Annotated in this window: 21 protein-coding genes; 9 read left to right on the forward strand and 12 right to left on the reverse strand. The window is 53.3% G+C overall.

What is annotated here, in order from left to right; genetic code table 11:
* The first annotated feature begins 39 nt into the window (after positions 1-39).
* The 4 genes from AC1MKH_RS10535 (at position 40) to AC1MKH_RS10550 (ending at position 2,956) form a co-directional block, all read left to right on the forward strand.
* Positions 40-441 carry a hypothetical protein gene (locus AC1MKH_RS10535; protein ID WP_276223428.1) on the forward strand — a complete coding sequence of 134 codons (402 nt, stop codon included), beginning with the start codon at positions 40-42 and terminating at the stop codon, positions 439-441.
* A 213-nt stretch (positions 442-654) separates the two neighbouring features.
* Positions 655-1,581: a type VI immunity family protein gene (locus AC1MKH_RS10540; RefSeq protein WP_276223426.1), complete on the forward strand. Its 927-nt coding sequence runs from the start codon at positions 655-657 to the stop codon at positions 1,579-1,581.
* 168 nt (positions 1,582-1,749) lie between these two features.
* The gene (locus AC1MKH_RS10545) at positions 1,750-2,352 is read left to right on the forward strand and encodes a hypothetical protein (protein WP_276223424.1); all 603 of its coding nucleotides are present in this window, start codon (positions 1,750-1,752) and stop codon (positions 2,350-2,352) included.
* Between the two features lie 67 nt (positions 2,353-2,419).
* Positions 2,420-2,956, forward strand: coding sequence for a hypothetical protein (locus tag AC1MKH_RS10550; protein WP_276223422.1), 537 nt, complete (start codon positions 2,420-2,422; stop codon positions 2,954-2,956).
* 30 nt (positions 2,957-2,986) lie between these two features.
* On the opposite strand, the gene pncA is transcribed toward AC1MKH_RS10550, so the two are convergent.
* From pncA to sppA, 3 genes are read right to left on the reverse strand one after another with little or no spacing between them, the layout of a single operon-like run.
* Positions 2,987-3,628 (reverse strand): bifunctional nicotinamidase/pyrazinamidase, encoded by a 642-nt coding sequence (gene pncA / locus AC1MKH_RS10555; RefSeq protein ID WP_276223420.1) that lies wholly within the window; start codon positions 3,626-3,628, stop codon positions 2,987-2,989.
* A 9-nt stretch (positions 3,629-3,637) separates the two neighbouring features.
* Positions 3,638-4,654: an asparaginase gene (gene ansA / locus AC1MKH_RS10560; RefSeq protein WP_015964783.1), complete on the reverse strand. Its 1,017-nt coding sequence runs from the start codon at positions 4,652-4,654 to the stop codon at positions 3,638-3,640.
* Positions 4,655-4,705: 51 nt separating this feature from the next.
* Positions 4,706-6,559 carry a signal peptide peptidase SppA gene (sppA, locus tag AC1MKH_RS10565; protein ID WP_276223417.1) on the reverse strand — a complete coding sequence of 618 codons (1,854 nt, stop codon included), beginning with the start codon at positions 6,557-6,559 and terminating at the stop codon, positions 4,706-4,708.
* A 164-nt stretch (positions 6,560-6,723) separates the two neighbouring features.
* Between sppA and AC1MKH_RS10570 the strand changes: the two genes are divergently transcribed.
* Positions 6,724-7,275, forward strand: a complete 552-nt coding sequence (locus AC1MKH_RS10570; protein ID WP_276223415.1) for an NAD(P)H nitroreductase — start codon at positions 6,724-6,726, stop codon at positions 7,273-7,275.
* A 43-nt stretch (positions 7,276-7,318) separates the two neighbouring features.
* Here AC1MKH_RS10570 and phoC read toward each other — a convergent pair whose 3' ends face one another.
* Positions 7,319-8,068 (reverse strand): acid phosphatase PhoC, encoded by a 750-nt coding sequence (gene phoC, locus AC1MKH_RS10575; protein ID WP_253897020.1) that lies wholly within the window; start codon positions 8,066-8,068, stop codon positions 7,319-7,321.
* A gap of 223 nt (positions 8,069-8,291) precedes the next feature.
* Between phoC and selD the strand changes: the two genes are divergently transcribed.
* Positions 8,292-9,335 carry a selenide, water dikinase SelD gene (gene selD, locus AC1MKH_RS10580; RefSeq protein ID WP_276223413.1) on the forward strand — a complete coding sequence of 348 codons (1,044 nt, stop codon included), beginning with the start codon at positions 8,292-8,294 and terminating at the stop codon, positions 9,333-9,335.
* A 4-nt stretch (positions 9,336-9,339) separates the two neighbouring features.
* Positions 9,340-11,295 (forward strand): DNA topoisomerase III, encoded by a 1,956-nt coding sequence (locus AC1MKH_RS10585; RefSeq protein ID WP_276223411.1) that lies wholly within the window; start codon positions 9,340-9,342, stop codon positions 11,293-11,295.
* 82 nt (positions 11,296-11,377) lie between these two features.
* On the opposite strand, the gene gdhA is transcribed toward AC1MKH_RS10585, so the two are convergent.
* On the reverse strand, positions 11,378-12,721 hold the full coding sequence (gene gdhA, locus AC1MKH_RS10590) for an NADP-specific glutamate dehydrogenase (RefSeq protein WP_276223409.1): 1,344 nt from the start codon (positions 12,719-12,721) through the stop codon (positions 11,378-11,380).
* 240 nt (positions 12,722-12,961) lie between these two features.
* Between gdhA and AC1MKH_RS10595 the strand changes: the two genes are divergently transcribed.
* Positions 12,962-13,225 (forward strand): DUF1496 domain-containing protein, encoded by a 264-nt coding sequence (locus tag AC1MKH_RS10595; RefSeq protein WP_276223407.1) that lies wholly within the window; start codon positions 12,962-12,964, stop codon positions 13,223-13,225.
* On the opposite strand, the gene AC1MKH_RS10600 is transcribed toward AC1MKH_RS10595, so the two are convergent.
* Positions 13,200-13,601, reverse strand: coding sequence for a pyrimidine (deoxy)nucleoside triphosphate diphosphatase (locus AC1MKH_RS10600; protein WP_276223405.1), 402 nt, complete (start codon positions 13,599-13,601; stop codon positions 13,200-13,202). The two genes, AC1MKH_RS10595 and AC1MKH_RS10600, sit on opposite strands and share 26 nt — an antisense overlap.
* A 78-nt stretch (positions 13,602-13,679) precedes the next feature.
* On the opposite strand from AC1MKH_RS10600, the gene AC1MKH_RS10605 reads away from it, so the two are divergent.
* Positions 13,680-14,312, forward strand: a complete 633-nt coding sequence (locus tag AC1MKH_RS10605; RefSeq protein WP_276223403.1) for a CDP-alcohol phosphatidyltransferase family protein — start codon at positions 13,680-13,682, stop codon at positions 14,310-14,312.
* On the opposite strand, the gene AC1MKH_RS10610 is transcribed toward AC1MKH_RS10605, so the two are convergent.
* The 6 genes from AC1MKH_RS10610 to AC1MKH_RS10635 form a co-directional block, all read right to left on the reverse strand.
* Entirely contained in the window at positions 14,309-15,613 is a 1,305-nt protein-coding gene (locus tag AC1MKH_RS10610) for a sulfurtransferase (protein WP_276223401.1), read from the reverse strand. The two genes, AC1MKH_RS10605 and AC1MKH_RS10610, sit on opposite strands and share 4 nt — an antisense overlap.
* A 117-nt stretch (positions 15,614-15,730) precedes the next feature.
* Positions 15,731-16,372: an ATP-binding cassette domain-containing protein gene (locus tag AC1MKH_RS10615; RefSeq protein ID WP_276223398.1), complete on the reverse strand. Its 642-nt coding sequence runs from the start codon at positions 16,370-16,372 to the stop codon at positions 15,731-15,733.
* Positions 16,372-17,904: an ABC transporter permease family protein gene (locus tag AC1MKH_RS10620; protein ID WP_276223397.1), complete on the reverse strand. Its 1,533-nt coding sequence runs from the start codon at positions 17,902-17,904 to the stop codon at positions 16,372-16,374. Before AC1MKH_RS10620 ends, AC1MKH_RS10615 begins: the two co-directional genes overlap by 1 nt.
* On the reverse strand, positions 17,877-19,049 hold the full coding sequence (locus AC1MKH_RS10625; RefSeq protein ID WP_442961942.1) for an ABC transporter substrate-binding protein: 1,173 nt from the start codon (positions 19,047-19,049) through the stop codon (positions 17,877-17,879). Before AC1MKH_RS10625 ends, AC1MKH_RS10620 begins: the two co-directional genes overlap by 28 nt.
* Before the next feature lie 31 nt (positions 19,050-19,080).
* The gene (locus tag AC1MKH_RS10630; RefSeq protein WP_276223393.1) at positions 19,081-19,644 is read right to left on the reverse strand and encodes a carboxymuconolactone decarboxylase family protein; all 564 of its coding nucleotides are present in this window, start codon (positions 19,642-19,644) and stop codon (positions 19,081-19,083) included.
* On the reverse strand, positions 19,644-20,348 hold the full coding sequence (locus AC1MKH_RS10635; RefSeq protein ID WP_327621979.1) for a TVP38/TMEM64 family protein: 705 nt from the start codon (positions 20,346-20,348) through the stop codon (positions 19,644-19,646). The genes AC1MKH_RS10630 and AC1MKH_RS10635 overlap by 1 nt, the downstream gene beginning before the upstream one ends.
* Positions 20,349-20,402 lie beyond the last annotated feature (54 nt).

Consider the following 20,402-nt stretch of genomic DNA (forward strand, 5'->3'; position numbering starts at 1 on the left):
TGGAGCTATACAGTCAATAATAGTCATAAGGAGTTTTTAATGTTAATTGCCTTATCAATAATCCTATTATTATTGATGCCCTCATCATTGTATGCAAGTCAACAAACTATTGTAGGTTGTTTCAGTAACGGAACAACCAACCTCAAGTTTACCGAGATAATCAGTAAAGAAGCGAGTCTCGGCTATGTTCTATATGAAAAAGGGTCTGCTTTCATCCCGCTCGCTTTTGTGGGCAGAACTGAGGAAGTTTTCGAAGGAAGACCTTCCGAGTTCACTTATACATGGCGTGAAGTGATAAAAGGTCAGGTTAATGGCACCTATATTGTTTCCACGCAAGGTGCAGTGTTTAACGATTTTTACTATAAGTCAGATGCAGGGAAAATAATCAGATTTAAAGAAAATATCTCTGTGCTCACTGATGATATGAACTGTAAATGGTGAGTCTGGATGCAAACGGTGCGAACAATATTGCAGAATATATTTTCTAAGAACATGGCTCCGGATGCTGCGGTGTTTATAAAAGCATGGCACCTTATGAAAAATGTTGTTCGATACTATAAATTTATATGGCTTATGGTATCTTTGGCGGGAAAGCTGATTTCAGCCTGTAATATATGATAATCATTAATATTGGTTACATTAAAGGTATGTGCCATGAATAATAAAATCCATGTTGATTTTTGCGATGTTAACCGCTTTATCCTGAAAGATAATGATGGTTATAATATCTCCCAGTTGGTGTATTATTTTAGCTTCTTTTTTCCTAATGGTTATAAAATGGAAAATAGGACCAAAGTAGTTTCGGTCTGTGAGGAATATTGGAAGTTATGTGGGGAATCACTTAAATGGATGACTCACCCTCGCAGCCATCGCTGGAAAAAGATTTCTTCGGACTATAATCTGCAAAACTGGCTCTCTGCCTATCCTGAAGGTGATTACGCCTGGCAAATGGTTTTTCATTCTGGTCAGGTTAAATATGAATCACCACAATACTGCATAGATGGCTTGGGAAATTCAACTGTGACGCATAATACCAGCCATCTATATTTATGCGTCCCTGTTACCTGGTTCTTTGAACATTCAGAACAACATCCTATAACACTGTATTTGCGATGGGCAGAAATATTAAATGCCAGACATGGTTCTTCAGGGATAGGTGTTTTTCCAGCTTATGACATGCAAAAAAGGGGGCAAGCATATGGTATCACTCAGGCTTTATCAAGGTATTTTCCTGGCATAGAAATATGCGATAGTCTTCAGTCAGTTTCTGCTGGGATGGGGGTTCTTTCACCAAACTGGCTTAACTTGCTTGATAATAACTACGTGGATAAATTAGGTGGTTACGAAAACCTTCTTAAAAATATCCAGGGGACAAATGCACAAATTTATAAATATAACGGAGGGGTGATAATCTCTGCATCAGAATATCCACAATTATGTGAGAGTGGTGAGGCGTTAACTATTCCAGAAGATTATCGCGTTGTCTCACAAATATTGAAGTCGATCCGCAGTAGATATTTGTTTGGTTTCTGGGGCGTTAATACTGAACGCTCACTGGAATGGCGTGGTCGCATGGATTGAACAAATTAATCACGCTTTAAAGTCGACGACTGTATGGTTGGACGATGATTTCAGGAATGTTTCCATTTTGAAACTATCTTTAGAATCAGGGGATAATTTACCGGATGGACTGGCTGATCAAGATATCTATGAGGGGTGCAGTCATTTATTTTTTAAGTCAGAGAAAAAATGAAACTAAAAAGTGTTATTTTCTCCATTTTATTTTTATGTGCAGGAGAAGTATTATCGACTCCATTACCCGAACCTTCTGGTTTCGGAATTTTCAGAGATAAACCTGTATCATACTTTCATGTAACCACAAAGGAACCATACAGCAGTCAGTACGAAGAATCTTTAAATTATTTGTTGTTATTATATAAAAAGAATTATCTAAAAAATAACTTCTGTATGCTCGGCCTTGATTGGGCAAGCGGAGAGCATAATACGATAGTGTTTTGGGATGAGGGACAGTTACTTTTCGCATGGACGTTGGAATATGCTGATAAGGATTACTATTACAAATCACTGGCTTTGGGGGAGGTGATTTCATTGATGGAGGATGTTATTCCATTATCTGAAATATTAGAAAAACCACATGATGTTATGCAGGTATATTCACAGGAAGGTATTGATATGCTTAGAAATGAATGCGACTCACATGGTGAAATGGTGACAATACATGCTTTTTCACAGCCTAAAAAATGTGATGATGGCAGTGAGATCGAATACGTCTATGATGCAAAAAATGAACATCTTTGTGATGCTATACAACTGAGAGATTATCATGATTAATTTACGCTTTACTTTTGCGGGCTTACTGTCATTTACTTATTAAATGATAAAGAGAGAAACGCTCTTTATGCGATTATTAATAATAGTCATTTTATTGGCGCTTATACCCATTAATTGCCTGTCCGCAACAATCAAAAACCTCCAAACCTGCGCCATCTCAGAAGAAAAAGAAATAACCCTGTTGTCACTACAAACCAGCGATGGTGATACGCCTTACCTTGCTTTTGATAACATCATTACTTCTGCATTTTTGGATGGCAGTGTCAGATCCGGGGAGCTGGTACTGGCGCAATGCGTTAATCACACGCTTATTTTTGCACTGAGTTATGGTCCACCGTATCTCAGCGGTTGTCTGGTGACTGGGGTAAAAGAATCTGACGCGCAAAAAAACGTACCTCAAGGTTTTTGCTTCGCGGAAAGGAATGCGCCAGAAGCTGTCTGGTTTGGCAAAAATCATACGTTATTGGTCATCAGGAACGTCGAGGGAAAAGGAGAGTGGCAGGGGAAATATATCCTCTACGATAGCCGAAAGGATGAAGCGTGGTCCACGGATTTGCTGCCCAGTAATGCCGGTTACGGGATCTTTCCATTAAATGCCCGATAACCATCTGTATCGGGCATTGAGAGAAAAAAATTACCCCTGAGTCTCTTCCCAGTCTGCCAGCGTATACAGCGTTGCGCCCGCCGCCGCCATCTCCATAAACGCCTGATTGCTGTCCTGCGGCTGAATATTCACACCGCGACAGCCGTCGGTTATCACGTTCACGCGGTACCCCAGTTCCAGCGCATCCAGCACGGTGAACTTCACGCAGTAGTCGGTTGCCAGACCAAGCACAATCAGCTCGCTGATTTCATGATGACGCAGCCACGCATCCAGCGCCGTTTTCTGGCGATGACCGTTATCAAAGAATGCGCTATAGCTGTCGATATTGACGCTTTCGCCTTTATGAAACACCGCATCAATCGATTTCTGCGCCAGCAACGGGTGCAGTTCGGCACCCTCGCTGTGTTGCACGCAGTGATCGGGCCAGAAGGTTTGTGGCAGGCCGTCGAGTTGACCTTGCGTGTAGGGCTCTACGCCGTGCTGGCTGGCAAAGCTTCCGTGCCTGGCCGGATGCCAGTCCTGGCTCGCTACAACGGCTTCGTCGCGTGCTTTGCACCAGGTAATTAGCGTATTGGCGACATCAACCGTACTATCACCTTCGGCAACGGCAAGCGCGCCGCCTGCGCAGAAATCATTTTGCAGATCAACCAGTAACAGTGCTCGTGCTTTCATGAAGGCTCCTTAGTCGTCTGGCGTCAGCTCACCGCGCAGGTTTTGCTGCATGGCGCTGCGGATGGCGTCGGCATCAAGGTTCTGGCTTAACAGATAGTGCAGTTTGGTCAGCGTGGCTTCGACGGTCATATCCGCGCCGCCAATAACGCCTGCGTGGGCGAGGGCGTTGCCGGTGGCGTAGCCGCCCATATTGACCTTGCCGGACATGCACTGCGTGAGGTTAATCACCACGATGCCGCGTTGGCTGGCTTCGGTCAGCTCTTTTAAAAACTCGCCGTTTTGCGGCGCATTGCCGACACCGTAAGAACGCAGAATCAGCGCTTTCACCGGCTGGCGCAGGAAGTTGCGCACCACGTCAGCGGAAATGCCGGGGTAAATGGTCACCACGCCAATCGGCTGCGGGGTAATCGGATGGACGATCAGTTCGCCCGAGGTGCTCGGCGCGGGCGGTGTACCCAGGCGGCGGATATGAATCCCCGCTTCCAGCAGCGGCGCCAGGTTCGGTGATGCGAAGGCATCAAAACCGTCGGCGTGCGCTTTGGTGGTGCGGTTGCCGCGATAGAGGCGGTTGTTGAAGAACAGTGAGACTTCGTTGATCGGGTAGTTCGCCGCCACGTATAAGGCATTCAGCAGATTAATTTGTCCATCCGAACGCAGCTCGGCGAGCGGGATTTGTGACCCTGTCACTATTACCGGTTTGCCCAGATTCTCCAGCATGAACGACAGCGCCGAGGCGGTGAAGGCCATGGTATCCGTGCCGTGAAGGATCACGAAGCCATCATAATCGTCGTAGTGCGCTTTAATATCATCGGCAATGTGCTGCCAGTCTTCCGGCGTCATATCGGAAGAATCCATCAGCGGCTGATATTCATGGATGGTGAAATCCGGCATCTCCTGGCGATGGAATTCTGGCATCAGCGCCAGCTGGCGTTGCAGATGCCCAGAGACAGGAATATAGCCGTGTTCGGAACGCTGCATCCCGATGGTACCGCCGGTATAGGCGACGTAAATGGATTTTTTTTGCATGGTGTCGTTTGAGTAAGCGAAAGAAAATCCCCTCCGTAGAGGGGATTATAATTATCGTATATTGGCGCAGGTCAGGCAAAACGCATAGCGATTTTGCGGGTCATTGAAGGCGGCCAGCTTGTCCGTTTCGGCTTTCACCTCTTTAGCGGCTGAGGCCAGCGGCGCAGGCAGATACGCCTGCAATGCCTGCGGCAGTGAGGCGCGCACCGAGCCGGAGACGCTATCCATCACCATATCGAAGAACGTCGGTTCAGACTGATAGTAGTCGATGTGCCACGCTTTCAGTTTCGCCAGTTCAGCGGCTTTGGCGACCGCGTCATCGAAATCGCCGAGGCTGTCGACCAGACCATTGGCTTTCGCATCCTGCCCGGTCCACACGTGGCCCTGCGCGATTTTATCAATCTGCTCCGGCGTGCTGTGGCGTGACTGCGCAACCAGCGTAATAAAGCGCTTATAGCCGTTCTCAATGGTCAGTTGCATCATCTGCTGCACTTCCGGCGGCAGCGTTTTGGTCATCGACACATCTGCCAGCGGAGATGTGGCAACGCCATCCGTGTGCACGCCGATGGAATCCAGAGAGTTTTCCACGGTGTTGATCACGCCAAAGATGCCGATAGAGCCAGTCAGCGTGCTTGGGTTTGCCACGATGTAGCTTGCCGGAGTGGAGATCCAGTAACCGCCGGATGCCGCCATACCGCCCATCGATACCACAACCGGTTTACCCGCATCTTTCGCCGCCGCCAGTTCTGCACGAATTACTTCAGAGGCGCTGACGCTGCCGCCTGGGCTGTTGACGCGCAGAACAATTGCTTTCACTTTCGGGTCGAGACGCGCATCACGGATTTGCGCCGCAGTGGTATCGCCGCCGACGTTACCCGGCGTTTCTTCACCGTCCATAATCGCGCCGTTCGCAAAGACGACCGCGATGCTGGAACCCGTATCTGCCGGGGTTTTCAGCGCATAGTCGTAAATGCTGACTGCACGGTAGTTTTTATCCGCTTTGCTCCAGCCAAACTCTTTGCTGAGCGCTTTTTCGATTTCTGCGCTGCTGCCAAGTGAATCGACCAGTTTGCTATCAAGCGCATATTTTGCCGTATCGCCGTCCACTTTGGTCAGGCCATCAAGCATCGCCTGCGCGCCAGGGAAGACCTGCTGCGCGGTGATTTTGCGGTTTGCCGCCACCGTATTCAGGTAGTTCTGCCACAGCTCGCCAATCCAGCGGCTGTCAGCATCACGTGCGGCAGGGGACATATCATCGCGAATAAATGGCTCAACGGCTGATTTATAAGTGCCGACGCGGAATACATGCGTAGAGACTTTCAGCTTATCAAGCAGGGATTTGTAATAGAGGCCGTTGGTGGCAAAGCCGTGCAGGTCAACAACGCCCTGCGGCGAGAGCCAGATTTTATTGGCAAAACTTGCGAGGTAATACTGACCCTGGCTGTAGCTGTCGCCCACGGCGTAAACCGGCTTACCGCTGTCGCGGAACTCACGTAGCGCTTTGCCGATATACTGCATCGAAGGCTGATCGCCCCCGGCGAAGTTCTTGAGATCCAGCACGATACCGGTGATATTGCGGTCATCTTTCGCCTGGCGGATGGCCTGGACGATATCGAACAGCGAGTTTTCCTGTAAACGATCGGAGCTTGAACCAAACAGCTGACGACCAATCACGCCCAGCTTACTGCTGGCGGAAGGCTTATCGACAATCACGCCGCTGATGTCCATCAACAGCGCGCCGCGCGTGCTGTTGCTTTCAGGCGTGCTGCTAAGCTGCATCCAGATCCCCACGCCAACCAGCACAAGGAAAATAAAGAACAGGTTCAGCACCAGTTCGCGGGCAAAATTGAGTAATCGCCACGTCCATTTAAAGAATCCGGCGATAAAACGCCATAGGGTCCGCATGTTTTCTCCCTGATAAAGACAGTAAACGGTCCACCGAAAGCGGTGAAACATCTGGCTATCCTAAATAGAGCGCCGCCCGTTGTCAGCAGGAATCGCCTTCGGCGCTGTAACAAATTCCCCGCGCATGTTAATTTTGTGAAAAATAACATGACAGGAGCGAATCAATGGACGCACTTGAATTACTGGTAAATCGCCGTAGCGCTTCCCGCCTGGCTGACCCTGCGCCAGCCGGTGAGCAACTGGAAAATATCCTGCGAGCCGGGATGCGTGCCCCGGATCACGGCACGCTACAGCCGTGGCAGTTTTTTATCATCGAGGGAGAAGGCCGCGAACGTTTCAGCCAGTTGCTGGAAAAAGGCGCAATTGGTGCAGGCAGCGATGAGAAAGCGATTGATAAAGCACGTAATGCGCCATTCCGTGCGCCGCTGATTATCGCGGTAGTGGCGAAATGTCAGCCACATCACAAAGTGCCGAAATGGGAACAGGAGATGTCCGCGGGCTGTGCGGTGATGGCGATGCAGATGGCGGCGGTTGCGCAGGGTTTTAACGGTATCTGGCGCAGCGGCGCGTTAACCGATAGCCCGGTCGTGCGTGAAGGGCTGAAGTGCGGGGAACACGATAAAATCGTCGGATTTCTCTATTTAGGCACGCCACAGCTGAAGGCGTCTACCACCGTCTCGGTGCCCGAAACGGCCCCGTTTGTGGTGCGTTTCTAACCAGGCTGATCGCCCGGCGGTAAGAACCACCGGGCGTTTTTCATTAAGACTTATGTTGTTTGGCGAATTCGTCTTTCGCTTTTTGCAGCTGCTGCTGGAACGCCGGGTTGGTGTGCAGTGTGGCAACAACGGCGGAACCGACGATGCGCGCGGCATCTACGTCGCTCTGCCAGTGGTAACCGCAAATCACGCGGCTTTCGCCCAGCTCATATCCACGTTTTAAAATCTCGTTCTGACGATCCGGGTTAATCTCTGCCAGCACCAGCGCGGTGGCCCAGCCGATAGAGGTATGGCCAGACGGATAAGAACCGTTTTTCGACAGCTTATCCTGCTCGGTGGTGTTACAGGTTGGTACGCCATAGAAGGCGAATGGACGAATGCGCATGTATTTATCTTTCGCGCCACGGGTTGCCAGGTCGCCCGCATCTTCAATCATATTGGTCAGCAGTTTGTGCAACTGCGGCGCATCTTTTTCGGTGATCGGCGATCCAAACGCGCCGGAGAAGGCATTCGCCACGCCGCCGCCGCTCAGGTTGGCATCTTCCACCGCCAGCTTACCGCGTTCGGTATTGCGCAGCAGGCGGCCTTGTTCATACATCGCCTGATCGTTCAGGAATGCAATGCTCCCTACGGCTGGCGGAGGCGGCAGCAGAGCGAGGCTATCAATGGCTTGCGCATTTTTCAGATAATAGAGGTCTGGTTTGGTGGTGGCGTCGTTCCCGGCCGGAGCAAGAGCAAAAGCGCTGGACGTAAAAAGGGTTGCCAGGCAAAGGGCGATAATGCGTTTTTTCATCGATATTTCCTTTTGATTTTTATCCTGATATGCAGGTTTTGACATTGTTATATTCATGCCACTAATTAGTAGAAGGAAAAACGCAACAAGAAAAATTGCCCTGTGTCGCAAAACGGACAATTGCTTGCGAAGTGAGCAGTAGTGAGCGATTTCGGAGTGTCGGACTTACCTCGCCGCCATTTGGGCGCTACCATAGTGGGATTGGCAAAATCAGGAGATGCCCATGAGCGAGCAAGCCATTCGTTTAACACAGTACAGCCACGGAGCCGGTTGCGGTTGTAAAATTTCCCCAAAAGTGCTGGAAACCATCCTGCACAGCGAGCAGGCGAAGTTTGTCGACCCGAACCTGCTTGTCGGCAATGAAACCCGTGATGACGCGGCAGTGTACGACCTCGGCAACGGCACATCGATTATCAGTACCACCGATTTCTTTATGCCGATCGTTGATAACCCGTTTGATTTTGGTCGTATCGCGGCCACCAACGCCATCAGCGATATCTTCGCGATGGGCGGCAAACCGATTATGGCGATTGCGATTCTCGGCTGGCCTATCAATACGCTGGCGCCGGAAATCGCCCGCGAGGTGATTGAAGGCGGGCGTTTTGCCTGTCAGCAAGCCGGTATCGCCCTGGCGGGCGGTCACTCCATTGATGCGCCGGAGCCTATCTTTGGGCTGGCAGTCACTGGCGTCGTGCCGACCGAGCGCGTGAAGAAAAACAGTACCGCGCAGGCGGGCTGCAAGCTGTTTCTCACCAAACCACTGGGTATTGGCGTACTCACCACCGCTGAGAAGAAATCGCTGCTGAAACCTGAACATCAGGGGCTGGCGACGGAAGTGATGTGCCAGATGAACCTCGCTGGTGCGGCGTTTGCCAATATTGACGGCGTTAAAGCGATGACGGACGTTACCGGTTTTGGTCTGCTGGGCCACCTCAGTGAAATGTGCCAGGGCGCTGGCGTGCAGGCGCAGGTGAACTTTGCCGACGTGCCGAAACTGCCGGGTGTGGAAGAGTACATCGCGCAGGGCGCGGTGCCGGGTGGTACCGGGCGCAACTTCGCCAGCTATGGTCACCTGATGGGTGAGATGCCGGACGAATGGCGTTCGCTGCTGTGCGACCCGCAAACCTCTGGTGGCCTGCTGTTGGCGGTCACGCCGGATGCCGAGCAAGAGGTACAGGCTGCGGCGGCGGAGTATGGCATTACCTTAACCTCGATTGGTGGTCTGGTTGAGGCCCGCGCGGGTCGCCCGATGATTGAGATCCGCTAAGCTGATGCGCCTGTTTATTGCGGAAAAACCGAGCCTGGCGCGTGCCATTGCCGATGTATTGCCGAAACCCCATCGAAAGGGCGACGGTTATATCGAATGTGGCAACGGTCAGGTGGTGACCTGGTGTATTGGCCATCTACTCGAACAGGCGCAGCCGGACGCGTACGACAGCCGTTATGCGCGCTGGAATTTGCAGGATTTACCGATAGTCCCGGAGAAGTGGCAACTTCAGCCGCGTCCGTCGGTGACAAAGCAGCTCAACGTCATTAAGCGTTTTTTGCACGAAGCCAGTGAAGTCATTCACGCAGGAGACCCCGACAGAGAAGGGCAACTGCTGGTGGATGAAGTGCTGGACTACCTCTCACTGGCTCCCGAAAAGCGCCAGCAGGTTCAACGCTGTTTAATCAACGACCTGAACCCACAGGCGGTGGAACGGGCGATTACGCGCCTGCGTTCCAACAATGACTTCATTCCGCTGTGTGTTTCCGCGCTGGCTCGCGCCCGTGCCGACTGGCTTTACGGCATCAATATGACCCGCGCCTACACCATTTTAGGGCGTAACGCCGGGTATAACGGCGTGCTCTCCGTTGGTCGGGTACAAACGCCGGTGCTTGGGCTGGTAGTACGTCGCGATGAAGAGATTGAAAACTTCGTCTCAAAAGATTTCTTCGAAGTGAAGGCGCACATTGTAACGCCAAATGATGAACGCTTCACCGCCGTCTGGCAGCCGAGCGAAGCCTGCGAGCCGTATCAGGACGAAGAGGGGCGATTGCTGCACCGCGCGCTGGCCGATCATGTGGTCAAACGCATTGAAGGTCAGCCGGCGATTGTCACCGCCTATAACGATAAACGGGAATCAGAATCGGCCCCGCTGCCGTTTTCGCTTTCTGCCTTGCAGATTGAGGCCGCCAAACGTTATGGCCTGAGCGCGCAGAACGTGCTCGATATTTGCCAGAAACTTTACGAAACTCACAAACTGATCACCTATCCGCGTTCTGATAGCCGCTATCTGCCCGAAGAGCATTTCGCCGGGCGACATGCGGTGCTGAATGCGATAGGCGTTCACGCGCCGGATCTTTTGCCGCAACCGGTGGTGAATCTGGACACGCGCAACCGCTGCTGGGATGACAAAAAGGTTGATGCGCACCACGCCATTATCCCTACTGCGCGGTCGAGCAATGTCAATCTCACCGAAAACGAATCGAAGATCTACACCCTGGTAGCGCGTCAGTATCTGATGCAGTTCTGCCCGGACGCGGTTTTCCGTAAGTGTCAGATAGACCTTGATATTGCTAACGGCAAATTTATCGCTAAGGCGCGTTTTCTTGCTGAAGCAGGCTGGCGCACGCTGCTCGGCGGGAAAGAACGCGATGAAGAAAACGACGGTACGCCGTTGCCGGTGGTTGCCAAAAGCGATGAACTGCTGTGCGAAAAAGGTGAAGTGGTGGAACGGCAAACCCAGCCGCCGCGCCACTTCACCGACGCAACGCTGCTTTCTGCTATGACCGGTATCGCGCGTTTTGTGCAGGACAAAGATCTGAAAAAGATCCTGCGTGCAACAGATGGCCTCGGCACGGAAGCGACGCGCGCAGGGATTATCGAACTGCTGTTCAAACGCGGCTTCCTGACCAAAAAAGGGCGCTATATTCACTCGACTGACGCGGGTAAAGCGCTGTTCCACTCGCTGCCGGAAATGGCGACACGGCCGGATATGACGGCGCACTGGGAGTCGATTCTGACGCAAATCAGCGAAAAACAGTGCCGCTATCAGGACTTTATGCAGCCGCTGGTGGGCACGTTATATCAACTGATTGACCAGGCTCGCAGCACGCCGGTCAGACGTTTTCGTGGCATTGTCGCCCCGGGCAGCGGCGGCGATAAGAAAAAGAGTGCCCCGCGTAAACGTAGCGCGAAAAAAAGCCCGCCATCGGATGAAGCGGGCAGTGGGGCGATAGCGTAAGCGGAGGATGCCGTTTTCAATGAATGGCACCCGTCCGTAGGCCTGATAAGCGCAGCGCCATCAGGCAATTGCACGCCTCTGCTTAAATCACACCCTGTGACAGCATCGCGTCGGCAACTTTAACGAAGCCTGCAATGTTAGCGCCGCGCACATAGTTGGTTTGCTTGCTTTCGCCGCCGTGCTCAACGCAGGCATGGTGAATATCCAGCATGATGTGGTGCAGACGCGCATCGACTTTCTCGGCTTTCCAGCCCATACGCGCGGCGTTTTGCGCCATCTCCAGGCCGGAGGTGGCGACACCGCCCGCGTTCGCCGCTTTACCCGGTGCGAATAGTACGCCCGCTTCGAGGAACAGTTCGGTGGCTTCGATGGTGGTTGGCATATTCGCACCTTCGGCTACGGCTTTGACGCCGTTAGCAACCAGCACGCGAGCGGCATCGGTATCCAGCTCATTCTGCGTGGCGCACGGCAGGGCGATATCAACCGGCACAGACCACGGCTGCTGGCCTTCCAGATAGACCAGACCAAACTCACGCGCGTAATCGGCCACGCGACCGTCACGACTGGCTTTGATTTCAATCAGACGCGCCAGTTTTTCTTTGGTAAAGCCGCTTTCGTCCACCACGGTGCCGCTGGAGTCGGATGCGGTGACGACGCGAGCGCCAAATTCCATTGCTTTTTCAATCGCGTATTGCGCCACGTTACCGGAGCCGGAAACAGAAACGCGCATGCCTTCAAAGCTCAGACCATGACGCTTGAGCATCGCTTCGGTGAAGTAAACCAGACCGTAACCGGTAGCTTCTGGACGAATCAGGCTGCCGCCGAACGAAAGCCCTTTACCGGTAAACACGCAGGCGGTGTTGTTGGAAAGTTTTTTCATCATGCCAGCCATGAAACCGACTTCGCGACCGCCCACGCCGATATCGCCCGCCGGGACGTCGGTGTCTGCGCCAAGATGACGATAGAGTTCAGTCATCAGCGCCTGACAGAAGCGCATGACTTCGCCTTCGCTTTTGCCTTTCGGGTCAAAATCGCTGCCGCCTTTGCCGCCACCCATAGGTAGCGTGGTCAGCGCGTTTTTGAAGGTTTGCTCGAAGCCGAGGAATTTCAGAATCGACAGGTTTACGGAAGGGTGGAAACGCATCCCGCCCTTGAACGGCCCAATCGCCGAACTGAACTGTACGCGCCATGCGCGGTTCACCTGTACCTGATTGCGATCGTCCACCCATACTACGCGGAACTGGATCACGCGCTCTGGTTCAACCAGCCTTTCGAGCAGCGAGAGGCGACGATATTGCGGGTTCTGTTCCAGAAATGGCCATAGGGTGGTCATGACTTCGCGTACGGCCTGAGAGAATTCTGTCTGGTGTGGGTCGCGTTGCTGAACGTGGGCAAGGAAGTTTTCCAGAGAGCCAACCTGATCCATAAGTATAAGTTCCTCTTATAGTTAATGATGTATGTGCTTGTTGTGATTTATGTTTTAACGTCGTGATTTTTTTTGACTATATCATTACGTTGCTAACTTTTGACAAGCAAAATTGAGCCCGAAAGGAAAATTAATACGCAGCGGTGGGTCATAATAAAAACCGATAGGCGTTTACACTTAAGGAAGTGAGCAAATGGGTCGATATAAAGATACACAGAAGCAGATAACAGGAGCTCGACGATGAAAACGCACTGGCTGACAGGGTTACTGGTGGTAATGGCGGGGGCGGCATTCGCGCGCCCGCAGGTCGAAGTCAATGTGCCGCCGGAAGTCTTTAGTACTCAGGGGCAACAGGTACAAAACTGTAGCCAGTGTTGCGTCTATCAAAATGAATATTATTCCGAAGGCGCGGTGATTAATACGGACGGCGGTTTGCTACAGTGTCAGCGCGATGAGAAAACCATCAGTACCAACCCGCTTATCTGGCATCGCGTGAAGCCATAAATGCCTGTAACAGGGGAATATCGGCGGGAGCAAGTGGATAGCTGAGCGCTAGTTCAGGGGAACACCACGTCAACGCACTATGTTCGTGGGCGACAATTTCGCCAGCATAAACCGGGACGTGCCAGGCGTGCAGGTGAATGATTCGCCCGGAGACTTCCCGTTGATGACTGGCGATGTAGCGAGTGGGCTGCGCTTCAATACCTAATTCTTCACGTAACTCGCGGATCAGCGCTTCCGGCTGGCTCTCGCCTTGCTCGACTTTCCCCCCGGCAAACTCCCATAATCCCGCCTGATCGGCGTGGGACGGGCGTTGGGCAAGTAAAATTTGTCCATTTTGTTCAATAATGGCAGCAACAACATCGATGGTTTTCAGCATAACGGTCAAAGATCCAGTGAATGTATTACCATAATATCCTTGCCCTGAAGTTTGCTAAAGCGTTGTTACAGGAAAAACATGTTCGACCGTTATCTACACCCGCGTCTCAAGCCCTTGCTCAATCGCGTTGCTGAAAGCGTCGATCGTCCTCAGATTACCCCAGATGGCATCACGCTGGTGGGGTTTGCTGTCGGCGTGCTGGCCTTGCCGTTTCTGGCGCTGGGATGGTATGGCGCGGCGTTAATGGCGATTGTGGTTAATCGCCTGTGTGATGGGCTGGATGGTGCGCTTGCAAGGCGGCGGGGTTTATCGGATGCTGGCGGGTTCCTTGATATTGCCCTCGACTTTCTCTTTTACGCGCTGGTGCCGTTTGGTTTTGTCCTTGCTGATCCGTTGAACAATGCTATTGCGGGCGCGTGGCTGCTGTTTGCGTTTATCGGTACCGGCAGCAGCTTTCTGGCGTTTGCCGCGCTGGCAGCGAAATACAATATCGATAACCCCGGCTATGCGCACAAATCGTTTTATTACCTCGGCGGCCTGACGGAAGGCAGTGAAACTATCGCGTTATTTGTGCTTTGTTGCCTCTTCCCGGCGTACTTTTCCTGGCTGGCGTGGGTTTTTGGCGCGCTGTGCTGGCTGACGACGTTTAATCGGGTGTGGGGAGGGTATGTGACGCTGAGGGCGTGTCAGCGTCACGAAGAGAAACCTTAAAGCGAGCTATCCGGTTTGCGATCGCCTGTCGCCACCGGGTTTTTCGGGTTAGCGCTCCATTCGTACCAGCCGCCGTCATAGACTGCGACGTTTTGCCAACCCATGGCGCGGGCGTACATAAAGGTTTCAGACGCGCGCCATCCGGTACCGCAGTAAAATGCAACATGCTGTTCAGGCAGGATATTCCAGCTCTTCCACATCTCCGCAATATCATCCGCGCTGCGCATGGTGCCGTCCGGGTTGTGGAAATCTTCCATATGCGTGGAGTCGCTGCCCGCATGGCCCCAGCGTGCGCCAGCGATATCGCCTTTTGGCTTAATGTAGCTATAACCGCTGGTGGTGCCGATAAATTCTGGCCAGGAACGAATGCTGACCAGCGAGGCGTCTTTGCGATTCAGCAGGCCACGCGCTTGTTCCATATCCAGCATTAACTGCGGCTGAGCGGGAATAGTGACGCCGAAATCTGGAGCTGATTTTTCTTTAGGCGCGGTACCGCGTTCAACGGGCAGCCCTGAATCAGACCAGGTTTTCCAGCCGCCATCGAGCAGCCGGACATCTTTTACGCCGGCGTAGAGCATGATCTGCGCAACACGCGCGGCGGCATAGACGTCACGTCCGTAGAGGATCACCGTGGTGTCGTGGCGGATGCCGTGCTTCGCCAGCATCGCTTTCAGCTGTTCGTCAGAGACTTTGTTCCACAGCGGCTCACTTTCCACTTCGTTGGTGTCGATATAGCCTGCGCCCGGAATGTGGCTAAGTAAGTAAAGTTTCGGTGCGCCCCAACCGGCTTCAAATACTTTCCAGTCACCCGTCGGTTTGGCCTCTACAGATTTGTTTTTCTGGAGGTCGTGAAGCCACTGTGGGTACACCAGTTGTTCAAAGTGGGGGAGTTTCTGCAGACGATTTTGCTGTTGCAGGGCGTCGCTTAAACGGACGATCTGCGTGTAGCCGATTTTTTCTAAACGTTCCGCGACGGCCTCGTTATCTTTATCGTTGCCGTACAGCGCAATGGCGGTCTCTTTTTGCAGTTTATGCTGCTGCGCCCAGGTCGCAAGCTGCTCATCGGTCATGGATGATAGCCAGCTTGCCGACAGGTTGAGCGCCATGGGTTCATGCCCCTGTGGGCCATTAGTACTTTGCGGCCAGCCGTTATAAAACGCGCTCATGCGCGTATCGATAGCGACCCCGTTTTGTTGTAACAGATGAGAGAAACTCAATGTTTTCGCCATATCAGTGGCAAAAACTGAGGTGGAGAGTCCAAGCGCGAGGGCCAGCAAAGACAGTTGAGAAACACGTTTCATCGAATCGTCCGACAAATAGAAAAAGGTACGTCATTCTGAACGTCGGACCTCACAAATACTTTGCGTTAACGCAGTATTATAGCGCCTGAACAGTTCGCTTGATGAAATATCACGTTACTAAACTGTTTCGTGCCAGCGCATCATATCCAGACATGGCATATTTTCAGGCGCATCCGCCTGGTCGTGGGTAACCAGAATTGTCGGGATATTTTGTTCGATAAGCGTGTCAAATACCCACTGGCGGAAAGAAACACGCAATGTGCTGTCGAGCCGGCTGAAGGGCTCATCTAGCAGTAGTGCATTGGGCTGTGCCAGCAAGGCACGCAGTAAAGCGACGCGTGCGCGCTGGCCTCCGGAAAGGGTTGCCGGGTCACGCGTATAGAAATCGTGCAGCCCGGCCTGCGCCAGCGCGTGGTGAACGGCGTCTTTACGCTGGCCTCCTCGCACCGAGGCGGGCAGCGCCAGCTGGAGATTGTGGCCCACACTGAGATTATCGAACAGCAGCGCATCCTGAAACAGGATACCGATGCGCCGTTGCTCCGTTGGAAGTTTGTCAATGCGCGAGTCGTTGAGCCATAGCTCGCCGTGGGCCTGAAATGCGCAAGGCAGCGCACCGATCATCCATGAAAACAGGGTCGATTTTCCGCAGCCAGATGGGCCCATTAGCGTGACAATTTCGCCCGGACGAACGGTAAAGGAGACATCGCGCAGCAACGGTTGTTGACCCTGCATCAGCGTGACGTTGTTTAACTGCAACATTAGCGTAGACCTCGTCGATAGTGGCCAATGAGTCGGGCCAGGACGGCCGTTAACGAGAAAAACAGCACGGGCATGATCAACTGCCAGAGCCCCTGAGCGGCAAGTTGCGCCGAAGCGCCGCCGCTGGAAAGCGCCACCGCTTCTGTCGTAAGCGTCGGTACGCGGCCAGCGCCCAGCCACTGGGTGGGTAAATATTGCGCGATACTGACTGAAAAACCGATCGCCAGCGCAGAGAGCAAGGGTTTGATTATCAACGGGCATTTGATTTGCGCAAAAATGCGTACCTGGTGCCAGCCGAGGGTGCGGGCAATCAACACCAGCCGTGGGTCGATGCGCTGCCACGCCGGGCGCAGCACAAATAGCATCCACGGGATAACCCACAAAAGATGTCCCCACAGCACGGTGGTGAACTCTCCATCCATCCAGCCATATAATGCCATCTCATACTGGCCCGCCGCTAATGGCAGGGCGGGCAGTATCAGCGGCAACCACAGACAGCGTGTCAGCGCTGCGGGCCCCCATTCCAGCCACAGCAGGCAGAGTGTTGCTCCCAATAATGCCGCCAGCAAGGCCAGCCAGAAACTGTTGCTGAACGTCAGTGTATCTGGCAGCGCGGCGTGGGCCAGCACCAATAGTGTCAACGCGCAGGCCACGCCGCACAGGGGGATAAGCTGGCTGGCAACCGTCCCGTATAGCGGCGAAGCGTGCGGGCGGCGACGGCCATGCAGGCCGGGGCAAACGCGTCGTGCGGTAACCCACACCAGGCAGGCGGTGAGCGCCAGTACCGCCAAAAGCGCCAGCAGCATCACACAGGCCAGTTGGCCTTTGATTTGCGTGCTTTCGTCACCCTGGTTTAGCCATTGCCAGGCCAGCACGGCAAGCGTCGGTGGGTTTCCTGGCCCGAGAATAATCGCCACATCGACAACCGAGAGAGTCCATGCGGTGGTTGCCAGAAGGGCGATACCCAGCGCAGGCAGCAGAACCGGGAGAATCAGATAACGCAGGCACTGCCCCCGACCATAGCCGAGGCTGCGCAGCACAATAAGCTGTTCACTCAGCCGCTTTTCACCTAATACCGCCCAGCTTACCCACAGCAGAAACGCGCTCTCTTTCACTGCCAGTACCAGCCCCAGCCCAATACCATAACGGTCCGGGATGGCGTGCAAACCCGGGAGAAAGCGGTAAATGACGCCCCCCTCAGCGAACAGCAGCAGTGCGCCGGTGGCGAAGGCGACGTGCGGCAGTGCCAGCAGTATCGGTAAACGGGTTGTAAGTCGCTGCCAGCCAGGAGAAGGCCAGAGCGCGGCAATAATGAGCAGCGTCAGAGCGAGCGCGCCGCCCACTGCAATGAGCGATGAAATAAGCGTGGCGCTGAGTGCCTGGCTGAATTGCGGGTCCTCAGACAACAGACGCCAGTTCTCCGGTATCAATGCCGGGCGCAGAAAGCCTGCCGCAGAAAACAGCGGCAGATAGACAAGCAGCATTGCGGTGCAGCATAACGCGATTAATGTGTACCGTAGCGGCGTAGCCATTCCTGCTCCAGCGCGTTTACCCATGCGGCATGAGGTTCTGCCAGCACGGGCGGCAGATCGGCAGGCTCATGGGCGGAGAGTGCCTCTCGCTGCGCGGCGGGTAGCGTTTCCGGGGCCAGAACGCTGGGATCGCCCCATATCGCCGGGTCAGCTTTTCGACGCTGAGCCTCAGGCGACAGCAGGAAGTTTGCGACCACCTGCGCCGCCGCACCGGCGCGTGCATTTGCCGGAATGGTTACAAAATGAACGTTTCCAAGCATGCCATCCTGAAATCCAAAACTGTAACTGTCTTCAGGCAGCACCTGAGTGGCCACTTTTTGCTGAGCATGCATGGGATTAAACGTCAGCGATAACCGCAAAGTACCGTTTGCCAGCATGCTATCCATTCGCGCAGGAGACGGTGGGAAGTCGCGCCCCTCACGCCACAGCAAGGGATGAAGCGAATCGAGATAGCGCCAGAGTGGGGCGGTAACCTGCGCAAAGGTCTTTTCCTGCGGAGGGTGTTTCAGCGCGTCAGGATACGACGTCAGGTTAATCAGAAACTGCTCAAGCAGCGCCGTGCCGGTGAAATCAGGCGGACGAGGGTAGGTTACTGTCCCCGGATGCTGCCGGGCATAATCCAGCAGCGCCTGCGGGGTTTGCGGCGGCTGCGGCGTCTGCGTGCGACGCGCGATAAACGTCAGTTGCGCGCTGCCCCACGGCGACTCCGCCCCCTCGACGGGCACAGAAAAATCCTCGCGCACCGGTTTTTGTGTATCGACATACTGCCAGTTGGGCAATTGTTCAGCCCAGCCGGTGCGCAGCAGACCACCTTCTTTCAGGGTGCGAAAGTTTTCCCCGTTTACCCATAGCAGATCCACTGAACCGCCGGAGGTACGCCCGGCTTTGGCTTCGGTCTGAATACGTTTGACCGTATCAGCCGCATCGGCAATGTGCACGATCCGCAGATTTATCGCGTAATCGCGCTTAACCTCGTCACGAACCCAGTCCAGATAGTTGTTGACTGCGCTATCTCCGCCCCAGGCATTGAACCAGACAGTTTGACCTTTAGCGTGTTGCTCAATTGCCTGCCAACGTGCATCCTGGGCTACCGCGAGCTGTGAACAGAGCAGCAACGTACTCAGGCACGCTATCCCTTTACGCATACCGCGCATAATGACCTCTCAGAATCGCGAATCATAATTTTGACGTTGTGTGACTTTCGTCCGGCAAGCGGCAAAGCCCTTGTGCAGGAATGTCCATTGATGAATTAAACCGTGCAGAAAGGTTTTGTAATCCAATCAGCGCGGTAAGTTCAGTCAGAGCCTGTGCATCGAAGTGTGCAGATAACTTTGCTCTCAGGTCGTCATCGACCTGTGGCGGCGTCAGGCTGGCCGCTTCTGCGTAGGCCAGCGCCAGCTTTTCTGTTTCGCTGAATAGCGTACTGCTCTGCCATTCAGACACGGCCAGCAATTTCTCCATACTGCCCGTACGCTGCGCAATTTTCATATTGGTAATATCAACACAAAACGCGCAGTGACACAGTTGTGCAATACGGGCGCTTACCAGAGAGCGTAGAAGCGGGTCCACAGGCGATCGCTTACGCTCCAGATAGCCGACAAACAGAGATACTAAATAAAAAATAAAGGGAATTCGTCCCCACCAGTAAATAGGATTTAGCACCTGGCCATAATGGCGTCGGTGCAACCAGGCCTGGGGACGTAAAATAAGCGGGATCGCGCGCAGAGGCGGTAAAGCCATCAGGAGTTCCTCTTCTGACGTTCACGGTAAAGGCTTTTAGCAACAAAAACGACTACAGATAAAGCGAACAGCGTAAACAGCCCGGTAATAAACCAAAAAGTGCCGCCGGTCAGCATGCTTCCAGCCCATGAGTATACCAGGGTTGCAGGCAGTTGGCCGATGGCCGTCGCCAGGAAGAAATGACGAAAGCGAATTGATGTCAAACCTGCAGCATAGCTAATCGGATCGAAAGGGACAAAGGGCAACAGGCGGCAAATGAGGATGGTATGTTGTCCATAGCGCGCGAAAAACGTATCCATGCTCTGCAGAACCGTTTTACCCGTCAGTTTCTCAACGATGTCGCGTCCCAGGATTCTGGCAATGTAAAAACAGAGGGTTGCCCCCGCCATGGCGCTGCTCCAGGACAATACTGCGCCCCAGAAGGCGCCAAACAATGAGGCGTTAGCGAACGTGATGAGAAAGGCGGGTAGGGGGGCAATGATGGCCTGGAGTATCATCAGGAAAAAGGAGACCGTTGCCGCCTGCGCGCCATATGAATCGATAAAACGTTCAATCGCGTGCTGATCTAACGAAGCAAACGCGCTGATACTTTGCTGAATAAAGGTATTGACCGCCGGAACCCCTATCCACAGGGCGACGCACAGAAGCGCCAACAGGATGAGGATAATGCGGAGATAACCGATTCCCGGTTTTTTGCTGTGCATTTTATATCCGTGATAGCGGAGAACATGGGTTTACAGCGTTTCAGATTGTAGTAA

It is taken from the genome of Pseudocitrobacter sp. CD920760 (assembly GCF_057782505.1).